General features: G+C 34.8%; 13 protein-coding genes, 1 tRNA gene and 1 pseudogene. 6 read left to right on the top strand and 9 right to left on the bottom strand.

Annotated features, from left to right (window positions below; all coding sequences use genetic code 11):
• The first annotated feature begins 123 nt into the window (after positions 1-123).
• From AAGD74_RS04790 to AAGD74_RS04780, 3 genes and pseudogenes are all read left to right on the top strand, one after another.
• Entirely contained in the window at positions 124-930 is an 807-nt protein-coding gene (locus tag AAGD74_RS04790; protein ID WP_341810568.1) for a folate-binding protein, read from the top strand.
• 259 nt (positions 931-1189) lie between these two features.
• A complete protein-coding gene (locus AAGD74_RS04785; protein ID WP_341810567.1) occupies positions 1190-2500 on the top strand; it encodes an IS4 family transposase in 1311 nt (436 codons plus the stop codon).
• Between the two features lie 79 nt (positions 2501-2579).
• Positions 2580-2837, top strand: a pseudogene (locus AAGD74_RS04780) (IS256 family transposase); the annotation flags it as partial.
• 54 nt (positions 2838-2891) lie between these two features.
• Here the strand turns inward: AAGD74_RS04780 and recJ are convergent.
• Complete coding sequence (gene recJ, locus AAGD74_RS04775; RefSeq protein ID WP_338482205.1) at positions 2892-4631, bottom strand: single-stranded-DNA-specific exonuclease RecJ; 1740 nt, start codon at positions 4629-4631, stop codon at positions 2892-2894.
• A 60-nt stretch (positions 4632-4691) separates the two neighbouring features.
• The gene (locus AAGD74_RS04770; protein ID WP_010962507.1) at positions 4692-4925 is read right to left on the bottom strand and encodes a hypothetical protein; all 234 of its coding nucleotides are present in this window, start codon (positions 4923-4925) and stop codon (positions 4692-4694) included.
• 176 nt (positions 4926-5101) lie between these two features.
• Here AAGD74_RS04770 and AAGD74_RS04765 point away from each other — a divergent pair, with 176 nt between their 5' ends.
• Together AAGD74_RS04765 and AAGD74_RS04760 are read left to right on the top strand one after the other, a co-directional pair.
• Positions 5102-5431: a transposase gene (locus tag AAGD74_RS04765; protein ID WP_007548762.1), complete on the top strand. Its 330-nt coding sequence runs from the start codon at positions 5102-5104 to the stop codon at positions 5429-5431.
• The gene (locus AAGD74_RS04760; RefSeq protein WP_341810566.1) at positions 5415-6050 is read left to right on the top strand and encodes a transposase; all 636 of its coding nucleotides are present in this window, start codon (positions 5415-5417) and stop codon (positions 6048-6050) included. The genes AAGD74_RS04765 and AAGD74_RS04760 overlap by 17 nt, the downstream gene beginning before the upstream one ends.
• 734 nt (positions 6051-6784) lie before the next feature.
• On the opposite strand, the gene AAGD74_RS04755 is transcribed toward AAGD74_RS04760, so the two are convergent.
• From AAGD74_RS04755 to AAGD74_RS04725, 7 genes are all read right to left on the bottom strand, one after another.
• On the bottom strand, positions 6785-8044 hold the full coding sequence (locus AAGD74_RS04755; protein ID WP_338482811.1) for a cbb3-type cytochrome c oxidase subunit I: 1260 nt from the start codon (positions 8042-8044) through the stop codon (positions 6785-6787).
• Between the two features lie 34 nt (positions 8045-8078).
• Positions 8079-9374, bottom strand: a complete 1296-nt coding sequence (locus tag AAGD74_RS04750; RefSeq protein WP_077188578.1) for a Na+/H+ antiporter NhaC family protein — start codon at positions 9372-9374, stop codon at positions 8079-8081.
• Between the two features lie 289 nt (positions 9375-9663).
• The gene (gene lon, locus AAGD74_RS04745) at positions 9664-12117 is read right to left on the bottom strand and encodes an endopeptidase La (RefSeq protein ID WP_341810565.1); all 2454 of its coding nucleotides are present in this window, start codon (positions 12115-12117) and stop codon (positions 9664-9666) included.
• A gap of 15 nt (positions 12118-12132) precedes the next feature.
• Positions 12133-13410, bottom strand: coding sequence for an ATP-dependent Clp protease ATP-binding subunit ClpX (gene clpX, locus AAGD74_RS04740; protein ID WP_338482209.1), 1278 nt, complete (start codon positions 13408-13410; stop codon positions 12133-12135).
• The gene (gene clpP / locus AAGD74_RS04735; RefSeq protein WP_006280254.1) at positions 13410-14036 is read right to left on the bottom strand and encodes an ATP-dependent Clp endopeptidase proteolytic subunit ClpP; all 627 of its coding nucleotides are present in this window, start codon (positions 14034-14036) and stop codon (positions 13410-13412) included. The genes clpX and clpP overlap by 1 nt, the downstream gene beginning before the upstream one ends.
• Before the next feature lie 11 nt (positions 14037-14047).
• Complete coding sequence (gene tig / locus AAGD74_RS04730) at positions 14048-15382, bottom strand: trigger factor (protein WP_338482812.1); 1335 nt, start codon at positions 15380-15382, stop codon at positions 14048-14050.
• A gap of 158 nt (positions 15383-15540) precedes the next feature.
• Positions 15541-15622 (bottom strand) — tRNA-Leu (locus AAGD74_RS04725).
• Between the two features lie 140 nt (positions 15623-15762).
• On the opposite strand from AAGD74_RS04725, the gene AAGD74_RS04720 reads away from it, so the two are divergent.
• A complete protein-coding gene (locus tag AAGD74_RS04720; RefSeq protein ID WP_006279461.1) occupies positions 15763-16359 on the top strand; it encodes a BON domain-containing protein in 597 nt (198 codons plus the stop codon).
• The last annotated feature ends 40 nt before the right edge of the window (positions 16360-16399 follow it).

Here is a 16399-nt window from a genome sequence, read left to right as displayed (position 1 = left end):
TATATATATATACTCGTAAGTTAGATTTCAAGGGCTGGAGCTTGTAAAATATGCACGCTAAAAGCAGTTTCTAAAAGAGCCTAATGTTATATAATAAAATTTAGATTTATTTATAGAGATTTCATGAGTTATATACCATTTTTAAGTCGTGGTGTGATAGTGCTATATGGGCCTGAAACTAGAGATTTTCTGCAGGGTATTATAACCAATGATATTAATAAGTTGGATAGCCAAAAAGCCGTTTACTCTTTATTGCTTAGCCCTCAGGGAAAATATCTATATGATTTTTTTCTTATTGAATATGGTAAATACACCCTCTTAGAGTGCGAAAACATACACTTGCAGCAAATAATCGAGAAACTAGATTTACTTAAAACTTATTTGAGGGTAAAGATTAAAGACGTTAGTGCACTATATAAGGTTGGGGTTTTGTTTAATACTAATTTGGCGGAGTGTAGTAGTAAGTCACAAGTTATTTTTCAAGATCCAAGGCACAAGCTGCTAGGAATGAGGATCATACATAAAGATGAAATAAAAGAGCCGGTTGGGGATTTTACTCAGTATGAAAAAGTCAGAATTCAAAATCTCGTTCCAGATGGAGCGAAAGATATGGTGCAGAATTCATCGTTTCCGCTGCAATTTTTAATCGATAAGGTAAACGGTATAAGCTTTAATAAGGGGTGTTATATAGGTCAGGAAGTTGTAAATCGAATGAGCAGACAAGAAATATTCAGAAGAAAACTTTACCTTGTTGAGGGGGATAACGCACTTCCAGATATTGGCACTAAAGTGACAAATGAAAACAATGAGGAAATAGGGGAACTGCGCTCTAGTGTAGACAACATTGGATTTGCATTGCTTAATACTGGAAAGAGCCATGCAAATTTATATGCAGATGGAGTTAGGTGCGTTAAGACGTTGAAGTCTTAAGGTAGCACATATAGAAACGAAAAACTTGCTTGACACCCTTCGCCAGCGCCCTTATCATAACAGTGAAGCTATTTCATTTAACTTCGCAATCTGTGCAGATTAAAACGACAAGGACTCCTGATATAATGTTGAACATTTTTTTCTGCATTTCCGGGAATGTTCAAAAAAGCATACGCGTCAAGTTAAGGAAATAAAGGTATGAAAGAGATAGAATAATGAGGTATAAGTTCTCCCAGATATACTTTTAGTGAGAGAACCAATGAATAAAATAACTTGCTTATCAAAAAAGCTCAAAGAATTTTTTAATGAAAAAGCAGAGAAAATCTCAATTACAACAAGGTTTATAAAAAGAAAGAGAAAGCTAAAAGGTTCATCATTCGTAAAAGCCATGGTCTTGGGTAATATAGGAGTTGATAATTGTAGCGTAGAAACAATGTGTCAATTACTAAACGAGGACTCGATAGATATAACAAAACAAGGTTTGGATTTTAGATTTACTGAAGAAGCAGTGGAATTTATGAAAAGGATGTATAATGAATCTGTGGTTCTCTTTAAAAATATCTTGCAAGTTGATTGCAAAATCTTACAGCAATTTAATAGTGTTAAATTATTGGACAGTAGCTATATTACTCTACCTAACAGTATGGAAGAGATGTATAAAGGTTATGGTACTAGCTACAGTGGCTATGAAAGCAATACTAAGTCTGGAATAAAGTTACAATTAGTTTTCGATTACATGAATCAGATAATAGACCAACTTAATTTAACGGAGGGAATAAGATCAGACCAGGGATATAGGAAACATTTAAGTAATATATCAAGCAATGATTTGCTAATATTTGACTTGGGCTACTTTGTGCCTAGTTCTTTTAAACAGATTGATGAAGCAGGTGCATATTTTGTTAGTCGTTATAAGTCTGATACCAATATATATGATATAGAAACAAATCAAAAAATAGAGCTATTGGAGTATTTGGAAGGTCAATTATCTTCAGAAAAAGAAGTATTATTAGGAAAGGAAGTAAAAATTAAGGTAAGAATTATATGTCAAAAGCTAACTGAAGAACAGTCTATGGCTAGAAGAAGAAAGGCTAATAAATTAGCAAAGTCACATGGATATACATCTTCTCAAAAGAATCAAAAGTTATTAGATTGGTCAATATTTATAACTAATGTTCCAGAGAGTAAAATTAATGCTGAACAAATATTGACGGTTTATAGAGTAAGATGGCAAATCGAATTACTATTTAAACTATATAAAAGTCATATCAATCTTGATAAACTAAAAGGAAAGACAAATCCATTTAGAGTATTGTGCGCAATTCTTATATTTTACGGCATAGTTGGTTGCACAGAAGTGAAAAAGAATACAGAACTTAGCTTAACAAAGGCATTTATTGAGCTAAAAAGACGGGTTAGAGAGTTATTTTTAGTATTAACCAAGATTAATAGTTTAAAAGCATTTCTTAAAAAACTCACTATAACTTGGTCGCGATTTTCATTAAAAGACAAACGTAGAAGGGCTAGAGTATCCACTTTAACCTCTCTAAATTTGCTCACAATCTCTTAACTTGACGCGTATGGTTCAAAAAAGTGTGTCAAACCGAAAAAAAAGTAATAAATTGATATAAAAAAATGGAGGTTTGACAATGAGTCAGAAAGTAGTAAACAGAACTACCGGTTTGGTAGATTACAAAGAACTGGAAGCAAATATACTGTCATCAATAAGGGAAGGCAGACCATTAACAGGAAGGGATGGAGCATTTACACCATTTATAAAAAAGCTGCTGGAGGCAAGTTTGGAAGGTGAAATAGAAAATCACTTATTAGCTGAAAGTGAAGAGAATAATCGAAGAAATGGGAGAAATGGAAAGACTTTACGGACAAGTGCACACTCACTTCTTCTTGATTTTTTGGTTTATCTTGTCTACCTATTTTGCCACTCTGCTGAACAGATACACTCAACTAATGGTCAATACATCTTCTATTAAAAATTGTACAAATTCATTGCCATTCCAGTAATTCATAGAGATTTTACCCAAAATAGCTTTAACATTACCCTGCATGATAGCAGAGCCAAGATGAGTATTTGCAGAACGAAATGCAATAGCTCTTACCATAACATTATCATCAGCAATAAAACATTTTATATGGTCAACTCCTATAACTTCAGGCTTTCTTATCTTTGCTCCTTGGATAATAAACCTTGGTTCAGGATTTCCAACTCCAAATGGTCCCAAGCGTTGCAATTGATTCCATAAAGACAAATTTATTGCTTTAGCAGTTACTATACTATCAGCTTTTAAAGTTTTCTCATTTATAGAATTTGAAAATCTTTCAGTAAAAAAATCATGCAAATCATTTATTTTGTCTTCTTTAATTGAAAATCCTGCCGCCATACTATGGCCACCACCTTCAATAATCAAATTTATAAACTTTGCGGAAAGGACTGCAGCACCGATATCAACTCCCAAAATTGATCTACAGCTTGCTTTTCCTATTCCATTATTTAAAGATATCACTACTGTTGGCAAGTGAAACTGCTCCTTTAGCCTTGATGCAATTATACCAATTATTCCCTGGTGCCAATTGCCACTTATCATTATAAAATTCGCACCTGATTGGGCAGACTTTTCCGCTTGTGCTGTAGCTTCCAAGAGAGCCTCATTTTCTAACACTTTTCTTGCATTATTCAAATCTATTAATTTTAGCGCGATTGAATGTGCCTCTTCATCATCATCGGTGGAAAGCAACCTTGCACCAAGCGATGCTTCTCCAATTCTTCCTCCAGCATTTATGCATGGCCCAATACTAAACCCTAATCGAGAAACACTTGGTTTTTCAAGGATTCCCAAAGCATCAAATAAAACACGCAAGCCAACGTTTTTTCTTGTTGACATAACTTTTAATCCTTGTGAGACAAGTGCTCTATTGAGGCTTGTGATCTGTATAACATCACAGACAGTTCCCAGGGCAACCAAATCCAACAGATCAAATAAATCTGGTTCTTTTTTGTTGGTAAAAAATCCTTGCTCACGTAGGCTTTTATTAAGAGCAACAATTAGCAGAAATGACACTCCAACTGCTGCTAGGTTATTATAAGGAGAGCTCTCATCAAGGCGGTTTGGATTCACAACTGCTACGGCGCTTGGTAATTTTTCCGTACCAAGGTGATGGTCAACAACTATAATATCAAGACCAAAAGCCTTTGCATCTTCTATTGGTTGATATGCAAGCGTACCACAATCAACGGAAATACATAAATCAATTCCATTCTTTTTAAGTTGTAATAAAGCATCTGTGTTTAATCCATAACCCTCATCAACACGATCTGGAATGTAGATTATAGAGTGTATATCGATTGCTCTCAGGTACCTGTTAATCAATGCTGACGACGTTGCACCATCAACATCATAGTCACCAAATATTGCAAGGTTTTCATCATTTTTTATTGCCCATATTATACGAGAAACAGCTTTATCCATATCAAGAAGGTGAAAGGGATCTGGTAATAGCGATCTGATTAGTGGATATAAGAAGTCGCTTGCATTTTCTATGTTAACACCACGAGTAACCAATATTCTTGCTAATATTTCTGGTAACTCAAATCTCTGTGTAAGAGTTAAGATTTGCCTTTGATCTGCTTCTTGCAACTTCCACAATGCATTTGTTATGCTGCGCTTTTCAATTTCAAGTAGCATATTCTTTCTTTGTAAATAAAACTACTTTACCAGAATTTTTAAGCTTGTTCTATAATTGTATTAGACTTCTGCATAACCTAAACTAAGTAGAAAAAAGGTATCATCTAAGTAGCTGACACTGGTCTCCATCCAAGAGGGCAGTAGCCCCTTCGGTGTCATTCCAGCGCGTGACCAGGTCTTTTTAGCTATCATAGGATGACAGAAGCAGACACTCCACTTTGTCGTTCCAGTGCCTCCTTTTTTTGTCATTCCAGTGCCTTGACTATTTGGATCCAGGAAAAAGAATGGTGTCATCCCAGTGCCCCTATGATGTCATCCAAGTAGCCTCCCTCTCCTGTCATCCCAGTGCTCCTTTTTTTGTCATCCGAGTAGCTGACACTGGGATGGCTTTGTTGCATAGCAACTGAAAAATCTGGTGGCTACTGACAAAATTCATTATAAAATAGCCATTTAACCTTGAAAGAAAAAATATGCCACAAAAAATGAGGGTCAGTAACCATAGCGAATATAACAAATTTCTAGAAAAAAGAGGAAATATTTTTCATTATATCAACGAAGCCATAGAAAAGTGGTACGAGAATGGTCCAAAAATACCAGGTGGCAACAATATTTATAGCGATAAAGTTGTAATTTTGGTGCACATAATAACTTGTTTATTTAGAATAGGCCTGAGGCAAACAGTTGGGTTTATAGCAGGATACCTTGAGCAAATTGGGAAAAATTTGCAAGTTATCAGCTATTCACAATCATCAAGAAGGTTTAAGAAACTCAATATTAAGATCAATGATTGCAGAAAATAATATGGAAGATATCGAAATTGCTATAGACAGTACAGGAATTAGTATATACAACAACACTCCTGGTCATAGCAAAGAAAATAGCGAAGATAGAAAGTATCGCAGCTATGAACAGACAAGAAAATTGCATGTAATGTTGAATACAAACAGCAAAAAAGCCATAGCTGTAAAATACAGTAACGGTATCTACTCTGATCACTATGGAGCTTGTGATTTGCTAAAAGAAGTCGATTTTCAGTATGTCATAAAAGTACTATATGCAGATAGGGCATATGACAGAGAAAAGCTCTATAAGCTGTGTAATCAATATGGTATAAAAACGAAAATTCCTCCGAAAAACAACGCAGCAGAGCATCCAAAATTGGATTATATGCTTGATAGAAATGCCGCTATTCAGTTAATGAAATTACATGGTGAGAATGGTATAAAAAGATGGAAAGAAGAAGTAAATTACGGAAAAAGATCGTATATTGAAGGATTTTTCTCAAGGTTGAAGCGAATATTTGGGTTTAGTTTTAGGAGCAAATCTGAAATTAATCGTGAGAAGGAACTGCTACTCAAGTGTTATTTGCTTAACAAATTTATTGAAATAGGCATGGCTAAGTTTGAGATAGCTTCATGAATTTATTGTACGTTACCTACTATCCGAAGAGCGATGCAACAAAGCCCACTGGGATCCAGGAATTTTATTAAGTTGGTAAGCATAAAAGTGTTATGTAAAATACAACGTTCTTGATGGGATTGCGTGAAATGCTGGATCCCAGTGTCTGGGCACTGGGATGACAAAGGAGGACAGTGTCAGCTACTCGGATGACAAAAAAAGGAGCACTGGGATGACATCATCCTTTTTTGGGGGTTCCAGCGTCACGCGCTACCTTCCGTATAAATATTAAAAAATTTACCAAATGAAAAAAAAGGCAAAAGAAGCCCCGTGGTTGGCTAATTACTTACATTATACTTTCAAGTATGGCGTTTTTTTATTCTAAACGCTTAATAACCGCGATTTAGTTGCTTTTAAGCCGCAACTAATCTAAATTATAAACATTAAGAAATTTACTAAACAGAAAAAAAGGCAAAAGAAACCCTAGGGTAGCTAGTTATTCACTATCCATTTTTTAAGTTGGCGTTTTTTTATGTTTTAAATGCTTTATAAGCGTATTTCAGCTTGTGTAGGTAAAAACCTAGAAATTTGATAAAGACATAAGGTGCACATAGTGCAAAAAATTAAACATGAGACGCCAAATACGTTGAGTTTTTCTGTCATTTAATCTGTACAGAGAAGATAAATAAATAGCTTCAGTTTCATGATAAGGGCGCTAGCGGAGTTTGTCAAGTAAGTTTTTTCGTTTCTATGGGTCAGTTGGTACGCGCTTTGCCTTTTAACAGATGTAAAAGCACAATTATTACGAACAACATTCCACCAACAACTGATATAGCGCCACCTATAATGAAGCACGTGCGTGCTAACATTGATGAAATACTTGGCAGATCTGCAACCTTCCTTAAAGCACCATACCCACCAAGCCAAACAAGGCCAGTAATATGGAGAAAATGCCCTACACTGTAGGCATAAATCTGTAATCTTACCATGGAGTTTTTTACCTCTTTAAAGTTTAATTTGGGTAACAGCCAATAAATGAAATTCATAAAAGCTATAGTGATCCCAACTACAGAACCGTGATAATGAGCGGGAATGGTGACATTCCCTTCAATAGTCAACACTCCGAGCACATCTCCATAAGTGAACAACAAAAATGAATGTAATAAATAGTTGCTTTTATCATTAATAAAAGTTCTGATGTTGTAGCACACTAATATTATCAAAAAGCACGGCAAAACTGCTCCAGCAATCCTCATATGCCAAGTAAAAAACTGTATTAACTTGGCACTATCAACTGGATAAACAAAATATACAAACGGTGCTCCTACAGCTAAAATCGTGTTTATAAATAGTGGTAAAATAGTAATTTTATTGTTTGAAGCTAAACTAATATCATTGGAACTTAGCATTATTAAATAGACTAAAAACATTCCTTGAGTAAAAGCAAACTGCAATAAATGTCCGCCTCCCCAAAAGAGATATTCGTAAAATAAATTATTATCTGAGTGATATAGACCTGGAGGCATATTATTATATGCTAAAACAAAGCAAAGAAATGACGATACAAGTATAATAACTAGCCCAATGTGTCCAACAGAGAGAAATGAAACCTCTTTTTTTGATGTGTATGCTAGCATTGTATTTACTAATATACTGGCAATAAATAAACTGAGTCCAAGTAAAAATAATTTGTTTTGTAATACGGGAATATAGTTACTTTTGATAACTTCAGTGTTTGGAACGAATGCAGATATAAACATGAGCAGCATCGAAAGGGTTGATAGAACCCATGAAAAGTTAAACCAACTATTGGTATTTTGTAGGTTTATGATAAAGAGCAGAGATATTATAGAGCACATCCACACTAAAATTGACAAGTTCACGTGTATTACCAGCGCATTATCAAAAATATATTGTGCAGAAGGAACAAGAGAGGAGATAAAAGGCAATCGTAGAAAAATAACAATTATTGACAGTAACCCAGAGCAAGCAAGAGCACATACTGCCAAGAACATCCATTTTCTACAGAGCGGAGCGTTGTCTTGTATATTAAGCACAATCTTTTTTCTCAATTTTGTTCAATACAATATATAACACTGCAATAATACCTAAAACATAGCAATAGTATACGTGTGGCACGACTGCCAAAGGTGAAACTCCAGCAATAGTGCTAGCCAAAAGCAATTGAGCGCCATACGGTATTAATCCTTGAAATACACAAGAAAATATGCCTAGCCATGCTGCACTATAGTGAGGCGGTATTTCATATTTCTTAGCAATATCTCTAGCAATTTCACCACTAAAAATTATAGCGATGGTGTTATTTGCAAGTAAAATATCAAATATGCTGACTATTTTTGCAATAAATAATTGCGCAGTTTTTTGTCCACCACGTTGTATCATAACCCAAGATGAAAGTTTATCTGCAAACTCCTTAGAATTTTTACCTACCAGTCCTGAAAGCCCGCCAACCATCAATGACAGTAGCATAATTTCATGCATACTCATAAACCCCTTAGTGATGTTTTGGCTTAAAAACAATAAACCATAATTGTTGTTATTTATAAATCCAATGATTCCAGCAAAAGTTATGCTTAAAACCAATGCCGTAAATACATTTATTCCAAAGTTTGCAAGCAATATAAGTATGATGTAAGGAGCCACAAGCAATAAAGAATACTCCTTAACTGAAATAGCAGCACTATTGCTTGAGCTATAAAATAATATAATTATTGTGAATATAGAAGCAATTAGTGCCACTTTTGCATTCAGTTTTAATTTTTTCTTTATATCAGCCTTTTGAGACATCACAGATGCAATTGTAGTATCAGAGATAATAGATAAATTGTCGCCAAACATTGCTCCTCCTACAACGGTTGCCACTCCTAAGGAAGGAGAAATCCCAGCTTGTGTCAGTTCAACTGCAACAGGAGCAATTGTTGCAATGGTGCCCATTGATGTACCAATAGCAGTGGAGATGAAAGCTGCTACAAAAAATAATCCTATGAGTAAAAATTGTGTTGGTATAAATGAAAGAGCCAAATTAACTGTGGCATCAGCACTACCGATTGCTTTAGTTACTTCACTGAATGCACCTGCAAGTAAGAAAATGATACACATAGTGATAATATTACGATCTCTTACCCCATCTAGAAAGGCATACATTTTTTCTTCAGTATTGCCCTTGTATAAAATCCAGCCCAGAGCTATGGCAGGAGCAATGGCTACCAGTGGAGATAACTGATAAAAAGCATTTGACACGCCAAGAACAGTAAAATATATACCACTTCCTACAAAAAGAAATAGGAACAGTAAAATAGGCAAAAAATTTGTAAGATAAAACATACCTCTACTCCAGCTCTGATAAACGCAAATCAACTATGATATGATTTATATTATTATAAACCACAGTTAGCACCTTGACCAAGGTTTTTCTAGAAAGCAATCTACCAGAAAAGGTTTCCATGAAAAGGACTATTATAATATATCATCTACTTGAATAAAACTGGGAGATAGAATAAGTAAAAAATATGAATGACATAACAACAAAGCAAGTCATATCCTTATGGGACACACAAGTTGGTGGGTTTTTGCCGGATAAAAGAGAAATGGAGATTGATAATATTTTTTTAATCTAATGCTTCAATGTTTCCGACATAGGAAAAGTATCATCTTTATTTTCTATAGAGGAAGGCACACTATTTTGATTATCATCACCATTAATTGGAGTAGTAGGGTGCATTAAAGCAACTTTCATAACTTCATCAATATTCTTAGCAAAAACTACGTTGATCCCTTCTTTGATGCTTGCCGGAATTTCTTGCATATCTTTCTCATTTTCACTTGGTATAATCACAGTTTTGATTGATCCTCTGAGCGCTGCAAGCAATTTTTCTCTCAAGCCCCCGATAGCTAAAACTCTACCACGCAATGTCACTTCGCCTGTCATAGCAACATTTTTGTTAACTGGTATATTTGTCATAAGAGAAACAATAGACGTACATACCGCGCCGCCAGCAGAAGGGCCATCTTTTGGTACTGCACCCTCAGGTACATGTAAATGTATATCATTATTTTGGAATTTTTCGGGCTTTATACCAAAAAACAAACAATTTGATCGAATATAACTATACGCAGCTTTTATAGATTCTTGCATAACCTCTCCAAGCTTTCCTGTGTATTTTATTTCTCCCTTGCCCGGAATTAGGACTGATTCTATCATCAAAATATCACCACCTGTTTCAGTATAGGCGAGCCCAGTTACTATTCCTACTAAACTCTCATTTTCCGCAATGCCAAAGGTATATTTACGTACCCCTAAATAATCTTGTAAATTGTCAACCCCTACGGATATTTTCTTATTTTTATCAGTCAACATTTCTTTAACTGCCTTTCTCATGAGCTTTGCAAGCTCCCTTTCCATACTCCGCACACCACTTTCACGTGTATATAAACGTATCAACTCGTATAACGCCTCATTAGTTATGTCCCATTCCTTCTGATACAAACCATGCTCCTTCTTTAACTTCGGAATAAGGTGGTGTGTAGCAATACTGATTTTTTCATCTTCAGTATACCCGGACAATTGTATAATTTCCATCCTATCACGCAAAGGATGTGGTAAATTTAAGCTGTTTGCCGTAGCTACAAACATTACACTTGAAAGATCAAACTCAACTTCCAAGTAATGATCCGTAAAGTGTTTATTGTGCTCAGTATCTAAAACCTCAAGTAATGCAGATGCAGGATCGCCACGCGAATCAGAACCCATCTTATCTATTTCATCAAGCAGAAAAAGCGGGTTGCATGAATTAGCTTTTTTCATGTGTTGAATGATTTTACCAGGCATTGAGCCAATATAAGTTTTCCTATGCCCTCGTATCTCAGACTCATCACGCACACCACCAAGAGCTATGCGAACAAAATCTCTTCCTACTGCTCTTGCCATAGACTTAGCTAAAGAAGTTTTACCAACACCTGGCGGTCCAACTAAGCAAAGTATAGGACCTTTTATCTCTTTTACTCTTTTTAATACCGCTAAAAATTCTATTATTCTATCTTTTACTTTCTCTATGCCATAATGATTTTCATCTAAGATTTTCTTAGCTGCATTTAAGTTAATTTTTGCATCTTTGTACTTTCCCCATGGCAACTCAAGCAACCAATGCAAGTAACTAGATATAACTGTAGCTTCAGGAGAAATGGGATTCATTTTCTTGTATCTCTTCAAATCAGTTATAGCTTTCTCTCTTGCTTCCTGAGAAAGCTTTGTTTCATTTATCTTTTTTTCAAATTCATTGAGTATATTCCCTTCATCACCATTCTCAAATTCGCCTAATTCTTTCTGTATAGCTTTCAATTGTTCGTTAAGGTAGTAAACTTTCTGAGTGCTTTCAACTTGCGATTTAATTGTCTTATATAAACGGTTTTGTGCGTTCAAAATACTCATTTCTCTCTCAATAAAAGCAAAAGCTTTTTTTAAACGCTCTTCTGGGTCATAAGCCTCAAGTATGCTTTGTTTATCTGATACTTTTATATTTAAATGTGAAGCTACCGTGTCTACAAGTTGATCAACTTCTTTGATTTGATCAATGGAGTTAATGGCAACCTCGGGCTGATTTTTCTTGTTTAGCTTACACCAGCTATCGAACGCGTCTACAACAGACCGCCTTAAAGCTTCTAAATCAATATTGTCTTTATCTTCTTTATAATGATTGTCTAACTCTACCCTGGCTTGTAATAAAGTATGAGAGCTAATATATTCTACAACTCTTCCCCTTCTTATCCCCCGGATTATAACTTTTACTGCATTGTCAGGTAATTTTATTAACGGTTGTACAATGCTTGCTAACACACCTACTTCATAAAGATCTTCAGGCTCTGGATTATCAACAGAGCCATCTTTCTGTGCTACAAGAAAAATCTCATTTTGGTGATTACTACTACTTATTGCATACTCTAGTGCATTAACAGATTTTTCTCTGCCTATGAATAAAGGCACCATTATATTTGGAAAAATTACTACATCTCTTAAAGGTAATACTGGCAATGCAGTAAAACTAGAGCTTACAGCACGTTCAATGTTCATAATATATGCCTCAAATTAATCATTACCCGTTATAACATTGCCATTGTTATTATGATTAACCGTTGCTTTTCCTAATTCTACCATTTTCTTAGTGATTACTATAGTGCTACCTTCAAAGCCTCCGTTTCCAGATGTATACATAATGTCAAGCAAAAGTGACTCCAAGATAGCACGTAACATTCTTGCACCTGTTTTGTAGCTTATAGCCTTTTTAGCAATAGCTGATATTGCTTCATCTGAAAACTCAAGGTTTACTTTGCTAAACGCAAGCAATGCTTTGTACTGTTTTATTAGTGCATTCCTTGGCTCTGTCAACACATGTATTAAATCTTCATGATCCAGCTCATCTAAAACAGCAGTTATTGGAACCCGCCCTACAAATTCGGGTATTAAACCGAATTTGATTAAATCTTCAGGTTGAACATCATGTAAAGCATTCTTTTTCTTTTGCTCTTTAGACTGACTTATATCTGCTCCAAAGCCAACTGACGTTCCCTTTTTTCTCGCTTCAATAATTTTATCGAGGCCTTCAAAAGCTCCTCCACAAATAAACAGTATGTTACTAGTATCCACTTGTATAAACTCTTGTTGTGGGTGTTTTCGCCCTCCTTGTGGCGGAACATAAGCAACTGTACCCTCCATAATCTTAAGCAGAGCTTGCTGGACCCCTTCACCTGAAACGTCACGGGTTATTGAAGTGCTTTCAGATTTTCTTGTAATCTTGTCTATTTCATCTATAAACACTATACCACGCTGTGCTTTTACAACGTCATAATTTGCAGCTTGTAATAAACGCGACAACACGCTTTCTACATCATCACCCACATAACCTGCCTCAGTTAAAGTTGTCGCATCAGCCATAGCAAATGGCACATCTGAAACTTTAGCAAGTGTTTTGGCTAGCAAAGTCTTACCAGAACCAGTGGGACCAATAAGCATTATATTTGACTTCTCGATTTCAATATCACTTATAGCATGAAATTGTACCATGGATTGACAATGGTTATACATAGCTACAGATAAAACGTGTTGCGCGTGTTCTTGACCTACAACATGCTTGCTGAGAAAGTTTTTTATATCCTCAGGTTTCTTTAGTAATAGCTTCATATCAGATATACGATCTGAATTAAAAGATCTATCTTTCTTTTGACTTATTGCTTTATGAGATAATTCTATGCACTCATTACAAATAAACACCTTTAAACCATCCGAAGAGTTAGTAATCAATTTATCTACTTCATCTTGCGCCTTGTTGCAAAAAGAACAGTAGTGTAAATCATTATTGTTATCCATTAACCCACCTTTTGTTTAACTTTAATATTTTCAATTTCAATATCTGTACGCTCAGCTATCACCCTGTCAATTAAGCCAATTTTCCTTGCTTCTTCAGGATCCATGAATTTATCTCTTTCCATCATTCCTTCAATTTTCTTCAGTGAATTTCCAGTATGTTTTTCATAAATTTGATTTAGTTTTTTCTTAACCCGCAAAATTTCATTAGCATGTATTTCTATATCAGTTGCTTGACCATGATAACCACCAGATGGCTGATGTATCATAATTCTTGAATGAGGTAGAGAGTAGCGCTTACCTTTTGTACCAGCTGCAAGCAATAAAGAACCCATAGACGCAGCTTGACCTATACATAAAGTTGAAACGTCTGGGTTTATATACTGCATTGTATCGTAGATCGACAAACCAGCAGTTACAACACCACCTGGTGAGTTGATGTACATACAAATGTCTTTATCGGGATTTTCCGATTCTAAAAATAAAAGCTGTGCTACTATTACACTGGCCATATTGTCTTCAATAGGACCTGTTACAAAAATTATTCTTTCTTTCACTAGTCTTGAATATATGTCATAAGCGCGCTCACCGCGACTAGTTTGTTCAACTACAATTGGTATAAGAGTCATACCTTTTCCTATTAAATATTATCAAATAATTCCTTTAATTCTTTCACAGAAACAATCTGCTCCTCTTTACTAACTTTTTCTATTATATAATCTGTCACTTTATACTCAAGCGCTTGCCCTCTAACTAATTCTTGAAATTGTTTATTTGATTCAAAATGCTTAAGTACTCTGTCAAATTGCACATCTTTACTGACATATTGATTTACAATAACACTCAAAACATCATTTTGAGTTAATGATATTTTATGTTCTGCACTAAATTTCATAAATAACATAGCAAGCTTTACACGTTTTTCAGCTTCTTTACGAGAATCATTTTGAGCACCCAATTCCCCTTCCATTCTTTGTTGCTCCTGTTTTACTATGTCTGTGGGTAAATCAAAACTATAATTAGCATCCAAATAATCAAACAGCTCCTTTTTAATTAAGAGATTTCTCATTTCGGTGCACTGATCACCAATCATTTTTTTTGCATGATTTATTAGCAAAGAATAATCTTTAAACCCAATACTCTTAGCTATTTCATCATCATTTTCAAAATCTTTGGCAATTTGAATCTCATTAACTCGCACAGAAAAATCAGCTTCCTGTCCTGCAAGGGAAATGGCTCGGTAATTTTCAGGAAATTTCAACTTAAAGTTCTTTGTTTCTCCCTTTTTCATACCAGTTAATTGATCTTCAAAACCATTAATAAATGTGCCAGACCCTAAATTAACGGCAAAATTTTTGCTACTTCCACCTTGAAAGAGCTTATTCCTAATCCGCCCTTCAAAATCAATTATCAATTTATCCCCATCTTTCGCTTGATAAGAAGCATCATCAACAGAGGCGAAATTGGGGAACTTTGTTTTAATAGAATCAATAAATTCTTTTATATCTTCCTCTTCAATCTTTGCTTCAATTTTCTTTAAGTTTATTTTGTCAAGATCTATCACTGGTACTTCAGGCATCGACTCAAAAGATAGCTTGTATACAAAATTGCCCTCCTCATTTTCTTTGCCCAGATCTGGTAATGATATAACATCAACCTTAGGATAAATGTGAGACTTGACTTCAATTTTTTTCATCAAATCACTTGAGCAATAATCAATTGTATTATTTATCACATATTCCAAAGCCTCGTTTTTATAATTTGCAACAACAAGGTCATAGGGCATCTTTCCAGCCCTAAACCCAGGTGATTTTGCATTTTCTGCTATCTCTTGCAACCTGGAATTTACCTTTTGTTTTATATAATCACTACCAACTGTGATTTCATACTCATACTTTAGTTTATCTATACTAAGCTCTTTGTAGGTATATACGCTACTTACTTCGACTGTATTTTGAGGTATATTATTAGACATCATAATTCATTTATTAACATTTTAATTCATATCTTAATAGAGTCATTTTACCAGAATTTAAGTTAAACACAATCCTTAAGAACAGGTTTTTACACAAACAAAAGTGTATTTAGTGATTATAAATTTTCCCTTAAAACCTAAGTTACATGACTTTAAAGTGCGGATAGAGGGACTTGAACCCCCACGAGCAAGCTCACCAGGACCTAAACCTGGCACGTCTACCAATTCCGCCATATCCGCAAGAAATTTTCAGTACCCTATTATAGGTATTCCATTAAAAATATTCAAGGTTTAAAGTCTTACTTAATTTATGGTATTTACACAATCAAAAAAGCTTATTAACATTTCTTAATGAAAGCTCTAAACCATGAAAATCAATAATGAGATTAATAACAAGCTTCTTACTCGCAATTTTTTTGATTACACAAAGTGGTTGCACAACCCTTATAATAGGTGGTGTGGTGGCTACAGCGACAGCAACAGCAATAACAATGCAGGACAAATCCTTGGGAAATATCATTGATGATACGACTATGGTCATCAGAATTAATAAGGGGCTCTTAAAACATGGGCTATTTTCATCCATAAAGGTTAAAGTAAGTGAAGGAAGAGTATTGCTCATTGGAAGTGTTGACACTCCTGAAAAACAACTTACAGCAGAAAAAATAGCTTGGCAGCAAAAAGAAATTAAAGAAGTGATAAATGAAATAAGAGTAATACCAATTCAAATGGCTTCCATGCTAGACACCACTGTAGATGGCATGATAACAGCGGAAATAAGAACAAGACTCCTGGGAAAAAGAAATATTAAGTCAATTAATTATAGCGTTAATACGGTTGATAGAGTTGTTTATTTGATGGGTATAGCCCAAAATAAAGCGGAATTAAAAGCTGTAATAGCAATTGCAAGAAAAGTAAAGGGAGTAAAACAAGTTGTAAGTTATGTACGATACAGGTACAGTAAGTTACGCCATTAGGCAAAAATCGCTTTCAAATTATAACATTTGTACAGTTGTG

Origin of the sequence: Wolbachia endosymbiont (group A) of Campoletis raptor (assembly GCF_964026755.1) — a bacterium.
GTDB classification, from domain to species: Bacteria; Pseudomonadota; Alphaproteobacteria; order Rickettsiales; family Anaplasmataceae; genus Wolbachia; species Wolbachia pipientis.
The sequence above is the reverse complement of the archived record's forward strand: the minus strand, read 5'-3'. Positions and strand labels throughout refer to the sequence as shown.

Excerpts from the sequence above, each read along its gene's own strand:
- AAGD74_RS04790 (WP_341810568.1), top strand. The coding sequence starts at position 124 with ATGAGTTATATACCATTTTTAAGTCGTGGTGTGATAGTGCTATATGGG.
- AAGD74_RS04785 (WP_341810567.1), top strand. The coding sequence starts at position 1,190 with ATGAATAAAATAACTTGCTTATCAAAAAAGCTCAAAGAATTTTTTAAT.
- recJ (WP_338482205.1), bottom strand. The coding sequence starts at position 4,631 with ATGCTACTTGAAATTGAAAAGCGCAGCATAACAAATGCATTGTGGAAG.
- AAGD74_RS04770 (WP_010962507.1), bottom strand. The coding sequence starts at position 4,925 with ATGACACCATTCTTTTTCCTGGATCCAAATAGTCAAGGCACTGGAATG.
- AAGD74_RS04765 (WP_007548762.1), top strand. The coding sequence starts at position 5,102 with ATGCCACAAAAAATGAGGGTCAGTAACCATAGCGAATATAACAAATTT.
- AAGD74_RS04760 (WP_341810566.1), top strand. The coding sequence starts at position 5,415 with ATGATTGCAGAAAATAATATGGAAGATATCGAAATTGCTATAGACAGT.
- AAGD74_RS04755 (WP_338482811.1), bottom strand. The coding sequence starts at position 8,044 with ATGTTCTTGGCAGTATGTGCTCTTGCTTGCTCTGGGTTACTGTCAATA.
- AAGD74_RS04750 (WP_077188578.1), bottom strand. The coding sequence starts at position 9,374 with ATGTTTTATCTTACAAATTTTTTGCCTATTTTACTGTTCCTATTTCTT.
- lon (WP_341810565.1), bottom strand. The coding sequence starts at position 12,117 with ATGAACATTGAACGTGCTGTAAGCTCTAGTTTTACTGCATTGCCAGTA.
- clpX (WP_338482209.1), bottom strand. The coding sequence starts at position 13,410 with ATGGATAACAATAATGATTTACACTACTGTTCTTTTTGCAACAAGGCG.
- clpP (WP_006280254.1), bottom strand. The coding sequence starts at position 14,036 with ATGACTCTTATACCAATTGTAGTTGAACAAACTAGTCGCGGTGAGCGC.
- tig (WP_338482812.1), bottom strand. The coding sequence starts at position 15,382 with ATGTCTAATAATATACCTCAAAATACAGTCGAAGTAAGTAGCGTATAT.
- AAGD74_RS04720 (WP_006279461.1), top strand. The coding sequence starts at position 15,763 with ATGAGATTAATAACAAGCTTCTTACTCGCAATTTTTTTGATTACACAA.